This window comes from Salinispora oceanensis (assembly GCF_000383575.1).
Taxonomy (GTDB): Bacteria; Actinomycetota; Actinomycetes; order Mycobacteriales; family Micromonosporaceae; genus Micromonospora; species Micromonospora oceanensis.
In genome coordinates this window covers 534,866-551,144 of sequence record NZ_KB911579.1, presented here as the reverse complement: position 1 = coordinate 551,144, position 16,279 = coordinate 534,866, and the positions used below count along the sequence as shown (strand labels likewise).

At 71.0% G+C, this 16,279-nt stretch carries 14 protein-coding genes; 3 read left to right on the top strand and 11 right to left on the bottom strand.

The features are described from left to right. Window position 1: 1 nt before the first annotated feature. The 8 genes from SALPAC4_RS0102275 to SALPAC4_RS0102240 form a co-directional block, all read right to left on the bottom strand. The gene (locus SALPAC4_RS0102275; protein ID WP_019868993.1) at window positions 2-676 is read right to left on the bottom strand and encodes a DUF4166 domain-containing protein; all 675 of its coding nucleotides are present in this window, start codon (window positions 674-676) and stop codon (window positions 2-4) included. After that, window positions 673-1,383 carry a hypothetical protein gene (locus SALPAC4_RS0102270; protein ID WP_019868992.1) on the bottom strand — a complete coding sequence of 237 codons (711 nt, stop codon included), beginning with the start codon at window positions 1,381-1,383 and terminating at the stop codon, window positions 673-675. Before SALPAC4_RS0102270 ends, SALPAC4_RS0102275 begins: the two co-directional genes overlap by 4 nt. Before the next feature lie 186 nt (window positions 1,384-1,569). Next, window positions 1,570-2,211, bottom strand: coding sequence for a lipoyl(octanoyl) transferase LipB (gene lipB, locus SALPAC4_RS0102265; RefSeq protein WP_019868991.1), 642 nt, complete (start codon window positions 2,209-2,211; stop codon window positions 1,570-1,572). A gap of 73 nt (window positions 2,212-2,284) precedes the next feature. Then, window positions 2,285-4,105 (bottom strand): class-II aminoacyl-tRNA synthetase family protein, encoded by a 1,821-nt coding sequence (locus SALPAC4_RS0102260; RefSeq protein ID WP_027644603.1) that lies wholly within the window; start codon window positions 4,103-4,105, stop codon window positions 2,285-2,287. 108 nt (window positions 4,106-4,213) lie between these two features. After that, the gene (locus SALPAC4_RS0102255) at window positions 4,214-5,125 is read right to left on the bottom strand and encodes a TIGR01777 family oxidoreductase (RefSeq protein ID WP_019868989.1); all 912 of its coding nucleotides are present in this window, start codon (window positions 5,123-5,125) and stop codon (window positions 4,214-4,216) included. 149 nt (window positions 5,126-5,274) lie between these two features. Further along, the gene (locus SALPAC4_RS0102250) at window positions 5,275-7,455 is read right to left on the bottom strand and encodes an FUSC family protein (RefSeq protein ID WP_019868988.1); all 2,181 of its coding nucleotides are present in this window, start codon (window positions 7,453-7,455) and stop codon (window positions 5,275-5,277) included. A 155-nt stretch (window positions 7,456-7,610) separates the two neighbouring features. Continuing rightward, complete coding sequence (locus SALPAC4_RS0102245; protein WP_033664951.1) at window positions 7,611-8,477, bottom strand: NAD(P)H-binding protein; 867 nt, start codon at window positions 8,475-8,477, stop codon at window positions 7,611-7,613. A 43-nt stretch (window positions 8,478-8,520) separates the two neighbouring features. Then, window positions 8,521-9,099 carry a TetR/AcrR family transcriptional regulator gene (locus SALPAC4_RS0102240; protein ID WP_027644604.1) on the bottom strand — a complete coding sequence of 193 codons (579 nt, stop codon included), beginning with the start codon at window positions 9,097-9,099 and terminating at the stop codon, window positions 8,521-8,523. Between the two features lie 177 nt (window positions 9,100-9,276). Between SALPAC4_RS0102240 and SALPAC4_RS0102235 the strand changes: the two genes are divergently transcribed. Further along, window positions 9,277-9,504 (top strand): GntR family transcriptional regulator, encoded by a 228-nt coding sequence (locus tag SALPAC4_RS0102235; protein WP_019868985.1) that lies wholly within the window; start codon window positions 9,277-9,279, stop codon window positions 9,502-9,504. Window positions 9,505-9,558: 54 nt separating this feature from the next. Here SALPAC4_RS0102235 and sucB read toward each other — a convergent pair whose 3' ends face one another. After that, complete coding sequence (gene sucB / locus SALPAC4_RS0102230) at window positions 9,559-11,352, bottom strand: 2-oxoglutarate dehydrogenase, E2 component, dihydrolipoamide succinyltransferase (protein ID WP_019868984.1); 1,794 nt, start codon at window positions 11,350-11,352, stop codon at window positions 9,559-9,561. Window positions 11,353-11,418: 66 nt separating this feature from the next. Next, the gene (lpdA, locus tag SALPAC4_RS0102225) at window positions 11,419-12,846 is read right to left on the bottom strand and encodes a dihydrolipoyl dehydrogenase (protein WP_027644605.1); all 1,428 of its coding nucleotides are present in this window, start codon (window positions 12,844-12,846) and stop codon (window positions 11,419-11,421) included. Window positions 12,847-12,986: 140 nt separating this feature from the next. Between lpdA and SALPAC4_RS0102220 the strand changes: the two genes are divergently transcribed. Further along, window positions 12,987-13,313, top strand: coding sequence for a hypothetical protein (locus SALPAC4_RS0102220; protein ID WP_019868982.1), 327 nt, complete (start codon window positions 12,987-12,989; stop codon window positions 13,311-13,313). A gap of 76 nt (window positions 13,314-13,389) precedes the next feature. Here the strand turns inward: SALPAC4_RS0102220 and SALPAC4_RS0102215 are convergent, their stop codons facing one another. Continuing rightward, a complete protein-coding gene (locus tag SALPAC4_RS0102215) occupies window positions 13,390-14,955 on the bottom strand; it encodes a leucyl aminopeptidase (RefSeq protein WP_019868981.1) in 1,566 nt (521 codons plus the stop codon). A 161-nt stretch (window positions 14,956-15,116) separates the two neighbouring features. Between SALPAC4_RS0102215 and gcvT the strand changes: the two genes are divergently transcribed. Further along, the gene (gcvT, locus tag SALPAC4_RS0102210) at window positions 15,117-16,241 is read left to right on the top strand and encodes a glycine cleavage system aminomethyltransferase GcvT (RefSeq protein ID WP_019868980.1); all 1,125 of its coding nucleotides are present in this window, start codon (window positions 15,117-15,119) and stop codon (window positions 16,239-16,241) included. Window positions 16,242-16,279: the final 38 nt, after the last annotated feature.

Below are 16,279 nucleotides of genomic sequence, written 5' to 3'. Positions count from 1 at the left end.
CTCAGTCCCGAAGGTTCTCTCGCACCGGATAGGCGGCGGCTGGAACCAGTGCGCAGTCGGGGCGCAGGTAGCGGACGGTAAAGCTGCCCGAGTAGCCGAAGAGCGGGCCGAACTGGCGATTCGCCACCGTCACCTCGATCCGAAACCGGCCGGCCCGATCGTCGTACCACTCACGCAGGCGGGCCGCACCGGTTATCAACGACGGGCAGCGCAAGCCGTTGCGCCACCGATAGCCGCCGCTTCGGATGGTGAGCGCGCCGGTGGGGTCGACTTCGAGGTGCAGGTCGACCGCCAGGTGTTGGTGCGTCCCGAGGTAGTCGACCAGAACTCCGCGACGGGCGCTCCAGACCATCGTCGCGTCGAAGCGGCGTCGTCGACCCGGTGCGAGCTGGAAGGTGCGGACGAAGCTCAGTGTCGGCCGGCCGAAGGAGTCGGAGTAGGCGTAGTTCTCGATGGTGAAGGGGACATCTGTGCCGGTCTCCGGAAAGAGGATGTGGCGGAAGGTGCCGAGATACAGAAACGGGCGGGTGAAGGCGGCACCGCGCCAGATCCGGTCCATCACGCCGCTACCGACGCATCCCAGATGGGTGTCGCCGTCGAGGTCGAAGCGGCGCTGCAACTCCGGGTGGAGTCGGTCGAAGTCCGCCCCGAGGGCAGTGCGGAAGACAGGGTTCACAGCGTGTCCAACTCCTCCGGGGGCTGGGCAGAACGATGCTTCGGCGGCCGGCGACGGCAGCGGCGGGCTGCCGGTGTATGTGGCCGCGGGGGCAGGGCCACCGCGGCCACTGCGGCCATCGCGGTGAGGAGAGCGACGACGGGCGCCGTTCCGCCGAGTGCCGCCGCGCCGGCCCCCACCCCCGCGAGCCCGAGTAGGCGGGCGAGTGCCTCGTGTGCCGCGTTGCGCCGGGCTTGTTCGGGGGAGATGCCGTGCTCCAGCCAGATCCGCAGTCGATCGAATGACCAGGCGGTGGTCCATCCGAAGAGTGGGCGGAAGGCGAGGTCGAAGGCCCGCCCTAACCGCCCCCAGCGCGGCGTGTAGTTGTAGCCGGTCAGAAACCGCACACCGGACGGGGTGGGCAGGTAGCGCCAGTAGCCGGCCCCCGCGGCGATCAGTGAGCGTGGGTCGTCCGACCCGAAGCGCAGCGCCGAGCTGCGGCTGCCGTCCGGCCGGTCGCGTTCTCCGGCGTGGACTCCCCAGCCGCTGACGGTCAGCCCGGGGGCCACGGTCGTGGCATACCGGAAGCGGGCCGGTGAGCTTCCGGGTATCGGGTCGATGTGGCCGAAGCGAGCGTCCCAGCGGCGGTGCTCGGCAGGGTCCTGCGTCGTCCGCCACACCTCGTCCACAGATGTCGTGATCATCGTCTCGACATAGATATTCGGCATGCCACACCCGATCGCTTGATCGACGGTTCGAGCCTATTGCGGATCAAACCGTCGCTCAATAGACGCCTGGGTGGGCATTCCTGCGATGAGTGGACCCTGGCCGTTGTTGGCGATCGATGTGTCGTCGGGTCTGGCGGGACCGTGGTGAGGCAGGGCTTCGGCGGGACCGGGCCCGGTGCGGTGGGCTCAGGATCCGACGAGGGTCGGCAGGTGCCGCTCGACCACCGGCAGGGCGTCCGCCACGGTCACCGGCCGGCCCAGCTCGGCGGCGAGCGAGGTCACCCCGGCGTCGCTGATGCCGCACGGCACGATCCGGTCGTAGTACGTCAGGTCGCAGTCACAGTTCAGCGAGAAGCCGTGCAGGGTGACTCCGCGGGCGACCCGGATGCCGATGGCGGCGACCTTGCGCGCGGGCCCGCGGTTGTCCGCCGGCACCCAGACCCCGCTCCGCCCCTCGACCCGGCCGGCCGTCAGCCCGAACTCGGCACAGACATCGATCAGCATCTGCTCGACCCGGCGCACGTACGCGACGACGTCGACCGGGTTGGGCAGGCGCAGGATCGGATAGCCGACGAGCTGGCCCGGACCATGCCAGGTGATTTTTCCGCCCCGGTCAACGTCGATGACCGGCGTGCCGTCCATCGGTCGGTCCCACGGCTCGGTGCGTTTGCCCGCGGTGTAGACGCTGGGATGCTCCAACAGCAGCACCGCGTCGCCACCCCCGTCGGTGATCACCGATTCGTGCAGCCGGCGCTGCTCCTCCCACGCGGCCTCGTAGCCGAGAGTGCCGGCGCGGACAATGGTCAGGTCCGGGGTAGTCGTGCTCACGGGACCAGCCTAGTCCCGTACCCGCCGGTCACCTCGGCTCGTGATCCGACTCACCGGTACCCCGCCTCGCGGCTCAGCCGGGCGGGATCCGCCAGACCCAGACGTCCTCGACCCGCTCCGGCTCACCGAACAGTTCGGTGGCGGTCTCCCGGAGCGCCTCCTCATCGACGGCCCACTTCGCGCCGTGTACCTGGTCCGGGAGCACCACCGTCTCGATCTGCCAGTGCCGCAGGTCGGCTTCGACATCTGCCCGAGTGCCCTCGGTGACGATCGGCACCACACCCAGGCGGGCGGCCTCGTCGAGGATGGCGCTCAGCGGCCGGGGCACCGGACCGATCCGACCGCGTCCGTCCGGACCGCCCGGGCCGAGGAAGAACCCGGACGGGATCCGGAACTCGCCCTGCCGGTCCGCGAGAACGTGCGCCTGCCACCGCTGCCCGTCCGGGTACACGTCCACCGTCAGCGGGATCGGCGTGAGGACCCCGCCCGGTGAGACGTAGTCCCGCCAGGTGCCGGAGGTGAAGAAGCGCGGGATCGGCTCCCGCTCGATGGTGATCAGCGGGGTCGGCGTCAGCGGAACCAGCGCCACGGCGAACGCCGCCAGCCAGGCGAGGCGGGCTGGCCGGGAGCGCGGTGGTTCGGCTCGGAGCGCATCCACCGTGTACGCCAGCAGTACCCCGATCACCGGCGCCACGACCAGCGCCAACCGGGCGGGCAGCGCGGCGTTCACCACCGGTAGGTGAGCCAACAGGTCGAAGGGCATCGGCAGGTCGAAGTCGCGGCCGGCGAACCTGGCCTGGGGCCCGAACGACAGTACGGTGAAGACCACCGCCACCGCCCCGAGTGCCCAGAGTGTGGCCCGTTGGGGTGCCTGCTGGACGCGCCGCCACAGCAGGACGAAGGCGGCGATGCTGAGCAGCAGCAACGGTAGCCCGAAGAACGAGTTCTCCTCGGTGGGGTTCGGGGCGAGGCCGGTCCGGAGCCCGACCTCGCCGGCGATCGAGCGCCGAGGGTACGCGCCGTACGCGGCGATGTTCTCGGAGTGGATCACCGGGTCGAAGCCGGTGCCGTCGAAGCGTTGTGGGCCGGCGAAGTGCAGCCACAGCGGGTACGCCAGCAGCACCCCCGCCACCAGCGCGGTCACCGCGAGCCCGCCGAGGAAGCCCGGCAGCACCGCGCGCGCCTCGGCGCGGCTGGCCGGGTGCAGCGCCCAGACGGCGACGAAGAGGCCGAGGGCGATCGCGGTGAAGAAGAGCCCTTCGGCGGCGATGGAGAACGCCACCGCGACCAGCACACCGAGGATGACGCCGTCCCGGATCCGATGCCCGCTCCGGCGTAGCGCGAAGACGCGCCAGATCAGCAGCGGCACCAACCAACCGGCGGTCCAGTTCAGGTGGGCGTTGGCGTGCGAGACCATGCCGGGGGAGAAGCCGATGAAGAGGCCACCCAGCCCGGCGGCGAGCGGACTGCGGGCGAACTGGCGGTTGAGCAGCCAGTACCAGGCGATCGCGGTGGCGGCGAGGTTGAGCGTGAGGATCACCAGGAAGGTGGCCGGTGGCCCGATCAGGTACGTCAGGGGCGCGAAGAGCGCCGCGTACACGGTGATCGACGTGTTGACCGCGAGGTTGACCCCGTCAGGCACGTTGATCATGTAGGTGAAGAGCGGGTTCTGCCCGTGGGTGAGGGAGTGCCCGCCGAAGGCCAGTAGCCATTCGAACAGCGCCTGGTCGCTGGAGTTGACCATGATCGTGCGACCGTTCGGGTCTCGCCAGAGCCCGCTGGTCACCCAGACCGCGAGGGCGAGCGCGATGAGCACCACGAGCAGATCTGCCCGGCGGTTACCGCGAATGCGGGCGGGCGGGTTCGGCGTGGACACGGACGGCGAGGTTGACACGGAGCGGACGTTACCAACCGGAGCCGGACGCGCCGGTCAGACCTGCGCGGAAGAGTTCGTTAAAGCCGGTCGCTGTCGCTGTCGCCGTGCCCCGCACCGGCTCACCGTTCATCGGTCCGGTTCCGCCGCGAGCGCGGCGTGCAGGGCGCTGGCCAGATCCGGGTGACGGTAGGTGAACCCCGCTCGGGTCAGCGCCCCCGGCAGGACCCGGGCGCTGGTCAGCGCCTCCTGGGCGAAGCCACCGAGCGCCACCTTGAGCGCCAGCGCCGGGATCGGGATGATCGCCGGACGGTGCAGTTGCCGGGCCAGTTCCCGGGTGAACTCGGCGTTGGTCACCGGTGCTGGCCCGACCGCGTTGACCGGGCCGGTGAGGTCGGCACGGTCGATGGCGAGGGCGGCGGCGTCCAGCCAGTCCACCATCGCGATCCAGGGCAGCCACTGCCGGCCGCTGCCCAACCGCCCCGCGATGCCGAGCCGGAACGGCAGCAACTGCGGCTTGAGTAGCCCGCCCTCGCGGTGCAGCGGCAACCCGGTCCGCAGCCGGACCACACGTACCCCGGCGTCCTCGGCCGGCCGGCTCGCGGCCTCCCACGCCCGGCAGACATCGGCCAGGAAGCCCTCGCCGGCTGCCACCTCCTCGTCAACGGCCCGGTCGCCGGTGTTGCCGTACCACCCCACCGCCGACGAGTTGACCAGCACCTCCGGGCGGTCGGCGGCCGGCAGCCCGGCGATCGTGATCGCCAGTGTGGTGGTGGTGTCCACCCGACTGGAGCGGATGACCCGCCGGTAGTCGTCGTTCCACCGGCGGTCACCGACCCCCGCACCGGCCAGGTTGACCACGGCGTCAGCCTCCGCCACCACCGCCGGGTCGAGCTGGGCCGCGGTCGGGTTCCACTGCCGTTCGTCGGCGCCGTGCGGCGGCCGACGGACCAGCCGGGTCACATGGTGCCCGGCCGCGCTGAGTCGGTCGGCAAGCCGGGTGCCGAGGAAGCCGGACGCGCCGGCCATCAGAATCCGCATGCCCATATTCTCGGACACGGGTGACCAATAGATGCGTTGAGTTGGTCACCTGACCGATTCGGCCGAGGTCTACCGGCACCGGGACGGTCGCGCGGCCGCGATCACCGGCGGGCGAAGATTCGTTCCTACGACCACCACGGGCGTCCGTGCTAGCTGCCCGACGGTTCGGGTGGACCGTGCCCCTGGCCCGGCTGGGCCGGCGCGGGAATTCGGTTGAGGTTTCGACCGAGGTCGGCCAGCCAGTGGTCGACCTCGATCAGGTGCAGGACGTCGGCCCGTCGGTTGTCACCCTGAATGATCTCGTGGACCTGTTCCACGACACCCGTCGTTGGTTGCGCGACGGGAGCCGCACCGTGCAGGCGACCCCGCGCCATGCGGCTGGCCAGGTCGGCGTAGTCGGACCGCAGCCGTTGAGCCCGGCGTACGAGCTGGCCGGTGGGCCCGGGCCACCGGTGCGCCAGCATCCCGTCCTGGTCGCCGGTGGCGAGTCGCTCCGCACCGCGGACGATGCGATGCCCCGCGGACAGGGCCGCCTCCCAGTCCACGTCGGTGGGGCGCGGAGCGGTGTGCTCCAGGTGGTACTGGCAGAACGACGCGTCGGTGAGGACCTGCGCCCGGTGCGCCGCCGCAAGCGCGTGCTGGCCCCGGACTCGTCCGGCCACCTTCAGGACCGTCTCCTCGATCGCCTCGGCACCCGCGTCGAGATAGGCCGCCGTGTACCGGCGGAGCTCACCACCGCCACCCTTTGGCCACATGAGTACGCCGGCGACGAGGCCGATCGCCGCGCCAATCAGGACGTCCAGCAGGCGGACACCGGCCAGATGCCAGTCCGTCGGGGTTAGCTGAGCGAAGGCGGCGATCAGCACCAGCGTGAGAAACGCCTGCGCCCAGGCGAGCCCGAGTAGCGGCCCCGCCCACAGGGCCAGCCCCATCGCCAGGGGCAGGATCGCCGCGTATGTCTCCTGCCCGGGAGAGGCCAGCAGCAACAGGGCCCCGGCAGCGGCGCCGACGAGGGTGCCGGCCAGGGCCCGGCGGAACGTGGCCCACGTCTCCGCCGCAGAGGTCCGCAGGAGGCTGAGGGTGGCCAGGAGCACCCAGAAGCCGTGCTCCAGATCCAGCGCACCGGCGACGAACCGGGCGGCGGCGAGAGCGACGGCGAGTCGGAGGGCCCGCTGGAAGAACACAGAGCGTGGGGTGAGGTGTATCCGCAGCCGTTGCCAGTACAGCGACGGGGTGCTCCGCCGGAGATACCAGAAGCTGTGCGGTCCTCCTCCCGGTTGACCGGTGGTGTCAGAGTGTCCTCCGGCGATTCGGACGGCGGTCGCGACGAAATCCGTGTGCCGGGTCAGCGACCGGACGATCATGGCAACGCGGAGCTGCTCGGTGGTGGCTGATCGGCCGCCGTCCGGCTGCTGGTGCTCGCTGGAAACGGCCCGGTCGGGGGACGCCCGCTCCGTTCCCAACAGCGCGTCGCCGGAGTGGCGCAGGGACGCCGCGCAGCCCCGTAGTGACCTCGCCGCGCCGACGTCGGTGGTCGTGGGGTGGGCCTGCAGGAGCCAGTCGGCGTGCCGGAATGTCTGGTGTAGGTCGGTAGCCGCGTCCCGCAGCGCGTGGTCTCGCCGGCTCGCCGATGATGCCCGCTCGGATGGCGGCAGCCGCCACATCTGGGTCTGCGTGACCGCGTCGGCCGCCGTGGCCCGGCGCCGTCGGGCCGCTTCGCCCGCAGCTGGCTGCCCATCCAGCAGGTCCGCGAGCGCGGCGACGAACGAGGCGATACTCCGCGCGGCCCCGCCCAGGCGCTGGGCGCTGGTTGCCGGCGCCGGCCCGGGCCAGAGCCACACCTCGGCTGCCGCGATCAGAACGACGGCGAGCGTCACTCCGGCCAGCCGCTCCGGCAGGGTGTCGGGTTGGTACGGGGGAAAGCTGGCCAGAATGTAGGAGATCTGTAGCGCGCCGACGAGGCCGATCAGGCGAGGCCCGCCGACACCGGCGAACGCCACGGCGAACCCGATCACGAGCATGCCGATCGTGGCGGCCCAGGTGCTCACCGCCAGCACGGTCCCGACGGCGATCAGGACCCAGATGACCGGCAGGGCGGCGAGCAGCGTCCGGGCCCGGTGCGCCGGCCCGCCCGGCAGCTGGGCGAAGATGCCGGCGGCGATGGTGCCGAAGAGCGCGTATGTGGCCATGATCGTGCTGTTCAGGCCGTACCGGAAGCCGTAGAAGAGGAGGCACGCGACGAGGGTCACCCGGGCCGCATGGCGGATAGCGCAGTAGTCCGGATCCCGTTGCCGAAGCCACTCCAGGGCACGGACGTGTCGCGACCACACATACGTAGCGTATCGAAACGACTACCCGCTCCGGACCTCGTTGGCGACGTGTTTCGACGGGGGCATTCCCGCCGCCGTTCGTACGTTCGACGGTACCCGCCTGCGGCGACGCTAGGAGCGAGCCCGGTGGCCGGCTTGAAGCGCGCCGGGGCTTCTCAGCGGAAGTCGTCGGCGTGGTCCTGCGCCCACTGCGCGAACGTGCGTCCGGGCCGGTTGGTGAGGCTCTCGGCCGTGGGGTGCTGCTCCACCGTGTCCTTGTCCTGCTGGTGCTCGGCCTCCGGCGTCGTCTCCTCGTTGGAGTACGTGACGAGACCGAGTAGGAATGGTGCGTTCGCTGCTGCCCAGCCACCGAGCGCCTGGTAGTACGCCAGGGCCTCCTGCGCGGTGACGTCCTTGAAGGACAGTTTCCGCCCGACCGCCGCGGCGATCGCGGCTAGCTGCTCGGCGTGAGTGAGCGGCTGCGGCCCGACGATGGTGTAGGCCTTACCTGTGTGCCCGTCTTCGAGTAGCGCGAGTGCAGCGGTGTCGGCGATGTCACGCTCGTGCGTCGGCACGCCGACGGCGCCCGGATGCGGGTCGTACACCGCGTTCTCGGTACGGATCGACGGCGCCCAGAGGTGCAGGGTGTTGGTCGCGAACTCACCGGGCCGGACATGGGTCCACTCCAGGCCGGACTCCTCGACTGCCCGCTCGACCGGCAGGTGGAAGTCGGTGTCGTAGCCCGTGGTCACCGCCCCCGACGACAGCACGACGATACGCCGCACGCCGGCCTTCACGGCGCGGGCGACCACCTCACGCGTGGTCTCCGGTGCTGGGAAGAGGTACATCCGCTCGACGCCCTCGAGCGCCTCGGTCAACGAGTCCGGCCGGTTCAGGTCGCCGCGGACCAGCTCCACGCCGGCCGGCACCTTTGCCCTGGCCGGGTCGCGGGTCAGCGCGCGGACGTCAACCCCGGCGGACACCAACTGCGGCAGGACGTTGCGGCCGACGTATCCCGTCGCACCGGTCACAAGGATCCTCATCATTGCTCCCAATAGCTGGCAGGGGTGGTGGGTCCGTTCGCGCTCACTCGTCGCGGACGACACCACGCTCGAACGTGCGGATGACCGTTGAGGTGACCTCGTGCCGCGACATCATGCCTTGGCCGGACATTTCGCAGCCGGTATAGACCAGTGACCACAGGACGTGCTGGATCCACTGCGCGCTGACGGCGGGATCGAAGATCCCCTCCCGCTGACCACGCTCGATCAGCAGGATGACCGGCTGCACGATCGGCGGCTTTTTGGGCTCCCGGTTGGCGAACTCCTCCGCCAGCCGTGGGTCGCCGAACAGGAACAGCAGCCGGTCGCCGAGCTCCACCATGGCCGCCACCAGGCGGCGCATGGCGTCGAGCGGCTTGCCTCGCTCGACGTGCGCGTCAACCACGGATCGCTCGATCGCCGTGTAACAGTCGCCGACCACCGAGTTGATCAGCTCATCGCGGTCGGGGAAGTAACGGTGCAGGGTGCTACGACCCACGTCGGCCGCCACCGCGACGTCGGCCAGGGTTGCCGAACGGTTGTGCGCGAAGACCGACGCTGCGGCGTTGAGGATGGCTCGCCGAGTACGGTTGCGCGTTCCGGACGTGGACACCTCTGCGACCATCGACTCAGTGTAGTAGCCGAGTTACCCATCTCGGAACACCAATGCGACTTATTTGGAATGTGAACTCTACGAGTGGCACATCGGAATCCCATCAGTCCAGCTTCCGCTCCCGCAGTATGGAGTGGCCAGCCCGGTCGCAGGCCGGGGAGCCAGCCGAGACCGGCGCCAGGTAGGCGGATGCCCGCCAAGCCCAAGTGGGCGAAGCTCGCCGCCCATGTCCGTGCGCGGATCGAGTCCGGGGAGTGGGCGCCGGGGGAGAAGTTGCCGTCAACGGCGCAGCTCAAGCAGGAGCATGGCGGGTCGCAGACGGTCGTGCGCCAGGCGATCCTGGTGCTCCAGACGCAAGGGTTCGTCGAGGGAGTCCACGGCATCGGTGTCCTCGTCGCCGAGCAGCCGGACCCCTGAGACGACGGTGGGCTGCCCGGATCTCCGGGCAGCCCACCGTCGTCGGGTCGGGTGTTACCGGCCCAGTTCGGCCTCGAAGTTGCCGGCCTCCAGCCGCTCCTTGATCGCGCCAAGGAAACGGGCCGCGTCGGCGCCGTCGATCAGTCGGTGGTCGTACGACAGGGCCAGGTAGATCATCGATCGGACGGCCACGACCTCGCCCAGTTCCGGATCGTTGACAACGACCGGACGCTTGACCACGGCACCCGTGCCGAGCATCGCCGACTGCGGCGACGGCACGATCGGGGTGTCGAAGAGGGCGCCCCGGCTGCCGGTGTTGGTCAGCGTGAACGTCGCACCGGCGAGCTCATCCGGGCTGATCTTGTTGGTCCGGGTGCGCTCGGCCAGGTCGGCGACCCGCTTGGCGATACCGCCCAGGTTGAGGTCGCCGGCGTTGTGGATGACCGGCACCATCAGGCCCCGCTCGGTGTCCACGGCGACGCCGAGGTGCTCCGCCTCCGGGTAGGTGATCGTCCCGGCCCCCAGGTCCATCTGGGCGTTGACGATCGGGAACGCCTGCAACGCCTCGACGGCCGCCAGGGCGAAGAACGGCAGGAAGGAGAGCTTCACGCCGTGCCGCTGCTGGAAGGCGTCCTTCGCCCGCGCCCGCAGCTTGGCGATCCGGGTCACGTCGACCTCGACCACGGTGGTGAGCTGCGCCATCTCGTGCAGCGACTCGTGCATCCGCTTCGCGATGGTCGTACGGATCCGCGGCAGCTTCTCGGTGCTGCCCCGCTTGCTGCTGGGCGCGGGCCGGGCCGCCGGCTTCGCCGCGGGGGCGGCCGGCTGCGCCGCCGGTGCCGGAGCCGCCTTGGCGGCGCGGGCCTGCTCGGCCGCGTCGAGCACGTCCTGCTTGCGGATCCGGCCACCAACGCCGGTGCCGTTGACCGTGGCGAGGTCAACCCCGTGCTCGCCGGCGAGCTTGCGGACCAGCGGGGTGACGTAGCCGGCGTTCTCCGTGCCACCGGTCGTCGCCGGCCGGGGGGCGGGCGCGGACGGGGCGGAGGCCCGCTCGGCCTTCGCCGGGTCGGGGGCGCTCTCGGCTTCGGCCGCCGGCTCGTTGTAGGAGGCGCCCGGGGTCGGCTCGGTGACCTTCGGCTCGGGCTTCGGCTCCGGCTTGGGTGCCGGCTTCGCCTCGGGCTTGGGCGCCGGCTCCGGCTCCGGCTTGGGCTTCGCCGCCGCACCGGCGGTGCCGACGATCGCCAGCGTCGCGCCGACATCGGCGGTCTCGTCCTCCGCCACGGTGATCTCCAGGACGGTCCCGGCGACCGGCGAGGGGATCTCGGTGTCGACCTTGTCGGTCGACACCTCGAGCAGCGGCTCGTCAACCTCGACGGTGTCGCCGACCTGCTTGAGCCAGCGGGTGACCGTGCCCTCGGTGACACTCTCGCCGAGGGCCGGCATCGTCACCGGGCTGCCTTCGCCCGACGAGTTGCCCTCGCCGGAGGGCGCGGGAGCCGGCTGCTTCTGCTCCGGCTCCGGGCCGGTGCCCTCGGCGGCGGCGGTCGGCTCGGGCGCCGACTGCCGCGGCTCGGCCTCGCCGCCGCCCGCCGCCCCGCCGTCGCCCGACGCCTCATCGCCGATCGTCGCCAGCTCGCTGCCGACCTCGGCGGTCTCGTCCTCGCCGACCACGATGCGGGTCAGCACACCGGCCGCGGGGGACGGGATCTCGGTGTCCACCTTGTCGGTCGACACCTCGAGCAGCGGCTCGTCAACCTCGACGGTGTCGCCCTCCTGCTTGAGCCAGCGCGTGACGGTGCCCTCGGTGACGCTCTCACCGAGCCGGGGCATGGTGACCGATACCGGCATTTTCTCCAGACTCCTTCATTCCCCTGATGGGATCGTCGTCCGTCGCCGGACGCCGTGGTTGTCGTGTCAGGCGTGCGCGTGCAGCGGCTTGCCGGCGAGGGCCAGGTGTGCCTCACCCAGCGCCTCGTTCTGGGTCGGGTGGGCGTGTACGAGCTGTGCCACCTCGGCGGGGTACGCCTCCCAGTTATAGATGAGCTGGGCCTCACCGATCAGCTCACCGACCCGAGCACCCACCATGTGCAAGCCAACGACCGGGCCGTCCTCGACCCGGACCAGCTTGACGAAGCCGGACGTCTTGAGGATCTGGCTCTTGCCGTTGCCGCCCAGGTTGTAGTTGTAGGTCTTGATCTTGTCGGCGCCGTACTGCTCCTTGGCCTTCGCCTCGGTCAGGCCCACCGACGCCAGCTCGGGGTCAGAGTAGGTGACCCGAGGAATGCCGGCCTCGTCAATGACGGCCGGGTTCTCTCCGGCGATCTCCTCGGCGACGAAGATTCCCTGCTGGAAGCCGCGGTGTGCCAGCTGGAGGCCGGGCACGATGTCGCCGACCGCGTAGACGTTCGGCACGCTCGTGCGCTGCCGCTCGTCGGTCAGCACGTAGCCCCGGTCCATCCGGACGCCCTGCTCCTCGTAGCCGAGGCCGGTGGTGTTCGGGCCCCGACCGACCGCGACCAGCAGCAGCTCGGCCTCGACGGTCTCACCGCCGGCGATGGTCACGCGGACGCCGCTGTCGGTCTTCTCGACCTTCTCGAACGGCTTGCCGACCTTGAAGTTGATCTTCCGCTTCCGGAAGGCCCGCTCCAGCGCCTTCGACGACTCCGCGTCCTCGGCGGCGACCAGCCGGGGCAGCGCCTCAATGATCGTGACGTCCGCTCCGAAGGACTTCCACACGCTGGCGAACTCCACCCCGATGACGCCGCCACCGAGCACGATCACCGACGCGGGGACCCGGTCCATCACCAGCGCGTGGTCGCTCGTGATGATCCGCTCGCCGTCGACCTCCAGGCCGGGCAGGCTCTTCGCGTACGAACCGGAGGCCAGGATGATGTTACGGCCGGTGTACCGCTTCCCGTCGACCTCAACGGTGTTCGGCGCGACCAGCCGGCCAGCGCCGGCCACGATGGTGATGTTCTTCGCGCCGCGCAGCATGCCCTGCAGGCCCTTGTACAGCCGCGCGACCACCCCGTCCTTGTACGAGTTGACCGCCGACATGTCGATACCGACCAGCTCGGCCTTGACGCCGAACTGCTCCGATTCCCGGGTCTGGTCGGCGACCTCGGCGGCGTGCAGCAACGCCTTGGTCGGGATGCAGCCGTTGTGCAGGCAGGTGCCGCCGAGCTTGCCCTTCTCGACCAACGCAACGGAGAGGCCCAGCTCGGCGGCGCGCAGCGCCGCTGCGTAGCCACCGCTGCCACCTCCGAGGATGACGATGTCGAAGGTCTCGTTCGGCTCGCTCACGTCCAACTCCCAGGTCGCCTGGCTGCATCGGGGGGTCACGGTGGGGTAATGCGGACACACCCCACCTCGGTCATCTTGTCACCACCACGCCCGGCACGGGTAACGAGGTGCCCAACGACACGTCCGAGACACGTACCCTTGGCATCAGCTTCGATGGTGCGGGTGTGGGGAGACGGCCGGTGGGACTGTTCCGACGGAAGAAGGCGCGTCCGGTCAGTCAGGATCGCGGGGTTGACCGGGGCGATCTGGGCCACCTGGAGAACTTCGTGCGGACTCGGCGGGGAGTCGAGGCGTACATCGAGCCCCGGACGACCATGACCGAGACCACGGTCATGCTGATCGCCGACGACGGGGAGTGGACTCGCCGCCGGATTGACGGCCCGGACGGCGCGCGGCGCTTCGCCCACCGGCTGGGCATCCCGATCTACGACGTGAGCCTGATGGGCTACCCGCAGCGGATGCGGGACTACAACGAACGCCGCAAGCGTCGCCCCGAGTTGTTCTGAAACCGCACCGACTCGGCGGGTGGTGCGCAGGGGCCCTCGTACCCGCCCGGCGGGTACGAGGGCCCCTGCTGACAGGTCAGCCCTGGCTGGCGATGTCCTCGATCAGGTGCAGCAGGGTACGGACGGGCACTCCGGTGCCGCCCTTGGTCCAGTAGCCCGTCGGCTCACCCGTGTGGTAGCCGGGGCCGGCGATGTCGATGTGCGCCCAGGCGACCTCCTCGGTGACGAACTCACGCAGGAACACACCGCCCTGGAGCATGTGACCCGCCCGGTCCATCCCCGCGTTGACCTGGGAGATGTCGGCGACCTCGGAGTCCATGCCCTTGCGCACGTCCTCCGGCAGCGGCATCGGCCAGGTCGGCTCGCCGACGGCCTCGCCGGCGGTCCGCACCCGCTCGCACAGCTCCGGCGTGCCCATCACCCCGGCGACCTTCTTGCCCAGCGCGACCACCTGGCCGCCGGTGAGGGTGGAGGTCTCCAGCAGGTAGTCGCAGCCGTCCGCGCAGGCCCGGGCGATCGCGTCGGCGAGGATCATCCGCCCCTCGGCGTCGGTGTTGAGCACCTCAACGCGCTTGCCGTCGAACATCGTGATGACATCGCCCGGCCGGTAGGCCGTACCGGAGGGCATGTTCTCCGCCATCGGCACGTACGCGGTCACTGACACGGCGGGCGCAAGCTCCGCGACCGCCAGCATCGCGGCGGCGACGGCGCCGGCCCCGGCCATGTCGGCCTTCATCTCCCACATACCCTGCGACGGCTTGATCGAGACGCCGCCGCTGTCGAAGGTGATGCCCTTGCCGACCAGGGCGACCCGCTTGCCGTTGCCGCCGCCGGCCGGGGTGTAGCTGATCCGCACCAGCCGCGGCGGGGCCTGCGACCCCTGCCCGACGGCGGTGATGCCCCCGTAGCCGCCCTCGCGCAGGGCGACCTCGTCAAGCACCTCCACCTCCATCCCGGCGGCGCGGGCGGCGGTCGCCACCGAGTCGGCGAAGGCCGGCGGGCGCAGCTCGTTGGGGGCGGCGTTGACCCAGTCCCGGGAGGAGCGGACCGCGTTGGCCACCGCCTGCGCCCGGGCAACCTCGGCCGTAGCGGTGGCGTCACCCGCGTCCGGGACCGCGACCAGCACCTCCGTGACCGGCTCCCGCCGGGCCGGCTGCGGGCGGGTCTTGTAGCCGGCGAACCGGTAGCCGCCCAGCAAGCCCCCCTCGGCGACCGCGCGCAGCGCGGCCGGCGCGTCGGCGTCATCCGGCAGCGGCAGGGCCAGCGCGACTCGGGCCGAGCCGGCCAGCGCCCGCACCGCGGCACCGGCCGCCCGGCGCAGGGTCTCCGGGGCGGGGGCGGCGCCGGTCGGCTCCGGTCCGAGACCCACCGCGGCGATCACCGGTGCGGTAACCGTGCCGAGCGTGGCGAGCTTGATCACCTCGCCCGGGCCTCCGGTTGCGCCGAGCAACGCCAGCGTCTCGGTCAGTTTTCCATCGAAGGCCGCGGCGATGCTCTCCGCGCCGCTGGCCAGCAACAGGGTGCCGACGAGGCCGCCGGCCGGCTCTCCGGTCTGGCTGTGCACGCCGATGACGATCGCGTCAACGGCGAGCTCGGCGGGGTCGGTGTCGACAAGGCTGAGGGAAATGGTGGGCGATGTCACTGAAGCTACTCCGGGCGGGCCGGGCTGGTCGCGTCGTCGCGTACCAGCGATGAAGGTCTCCGGCGGACCGTACCCGCCGTTGACCAGGGCTGTCCCGCCAGTGGTGTCGGCGGGTCCCGCCGATGCTAACCAGCCGGGGTGGTGCCGGTAAGTTGCCACCCATGACCGACGTGACCTCCGGCTCCGCCGAAACCCGGCTGCGCCACTCTCCGTTGCACGACCGGCACGTCGCTGCCGGCGCCAAGTTCGCCCTCTTCGGCGGGTGGGAGATGCCGCTTGAGTACGCCGGGGGCGGGGTGCGCAAGGAGCACTCGGCGGTCCGGGACGCGGTTGGCGTCTTCGACGTGTCGCACCTGGGCAAGGTGCGGGTCACTGGCGCGGGGGCGGCGGAGTTCGTCAACGCCTGTCTCAGCAACGACCTGGCCCGGATCGGGCCGGGCCAGGCGCAGTACACCCTCTGCTGCGATGATGCCACCGGTGGTGTGGTGGACGACATCATCGCCTACCTGTACGCCGACGACCACGTCTTCCTGATCCCCAACGCCGCGAACACCGCCGAGGTGGTGCGCCGGCTACGGGCCGCCGCGCCACCAACGGTCACGATCAGTGACGAGCACGAGGCGTACGCGATCCTCGCGGTGCAGGGTCCGCGCTCGGCCGACCTGCTCGGCGCGCTGGGCCTGCCCACGGAGCACGGCTACATGAGCTTCGCGGAGGGCACGCTGGCCGGGGCCAGCGTGACCGTGTGCCGCACCGGCTACACCGGCGAACTGGGCTATGAGCTGATCCTGCCCGCCGCGGCGGCTGGCGCAGTCTGGGACGCGCTCTTCGCCGCCGATGAGCAGCTGCAGGCGTGCGGCCTGGCCGCCCGGGACACCCTGCGTACCGAGATGGGCTACCCGCTGCACGGGCAGGACCTGTCGCTGGAGATCACTCCGGTGCAGGGCCGTTCCGGCTGGGCGGTCGGCTGGGACAAGCCCGCCTTCTGGGGACGCGCGGCACTACTCGCGGAGAAGGCCGCCGGTCCTCGGCGCCGGTTGCGCGGCCTGGTGGCGGTCGATCGGGCCATCCCGCGTCCCGACATGGTCGTCTACCACGGTGAGACGCCGGTGGGCACGGTCACCAGCGGTACGTTCAGCCCGACTCGAAAGCAGGGCATCGCCCTGGCCCTGATCGACACCGAGCCGGCCCTGGCCGACGGGGCCGAGCTCGAGGTCGATATCCGAGGACGCCGGGCAGCGGTGAGCCTGGTCCGCCCGCCGTTCGTCAACCCCTCGGTTCGGTAGCTCGCCATCGGTCAGCGCCCGCGCCGCCCCCGCCGACC

Excerpts from the sequence above, each read along its gene's own strand:
- SALPAC4_RS0102235 (WP_019868985.1), top strand. The coding sequence starts at position 9,277 with ATGCCCGCCAAGCCCAAGTGGGCGAAGCTCGCCGCCCATGTCCGTGCG.
- SALPAC4_RS0102245 (WP_033664951.1), bottom strand. The coding sequence starts at position 8,477 with ATGAGGATCCTTGTGACCGGTGCGACGGGATACGTCGGCCGCAACGTC.
- SALPAC4_RS0102270 (WP_019868992.1), bottom strand. The coding sequence starts at position 1,383 with ATGCCGAATATCTATGTCGAGACGATGATCACGACATCTGTGGACGAG.
- gcvT (WP_019868980.1), top strand. The coding sequence starts at position 15,117 with ATGACCGACGTGACCTCCGGCTCCGCCGAAACCCGGCTGCGCCACTCT.
- SALPAC4_RS0102255 (WP_019868989.1), bottom strand. The coding sequence starts at position 5,125 with ATGCGGATTCTGATGGCCGGCGCGTCCGGCTTCCTCGGCACCCGGCTT.
- sucB (WP_019868984.1), bottom strand. The coding sequence starts at position 11,352 with ATGCCGGTATCGGTCACCATGCCCCGGCTCGGTGAGAGCGTCACCGAG.
- SALPAC4_RS0102240 (WP_027644604.1), bottom strand. The coding sequence starts at position 9,099 with ATGGTCGCAGAGGTGTCCACGTCCGGAACGCGCAACCGTACTCGGCGA.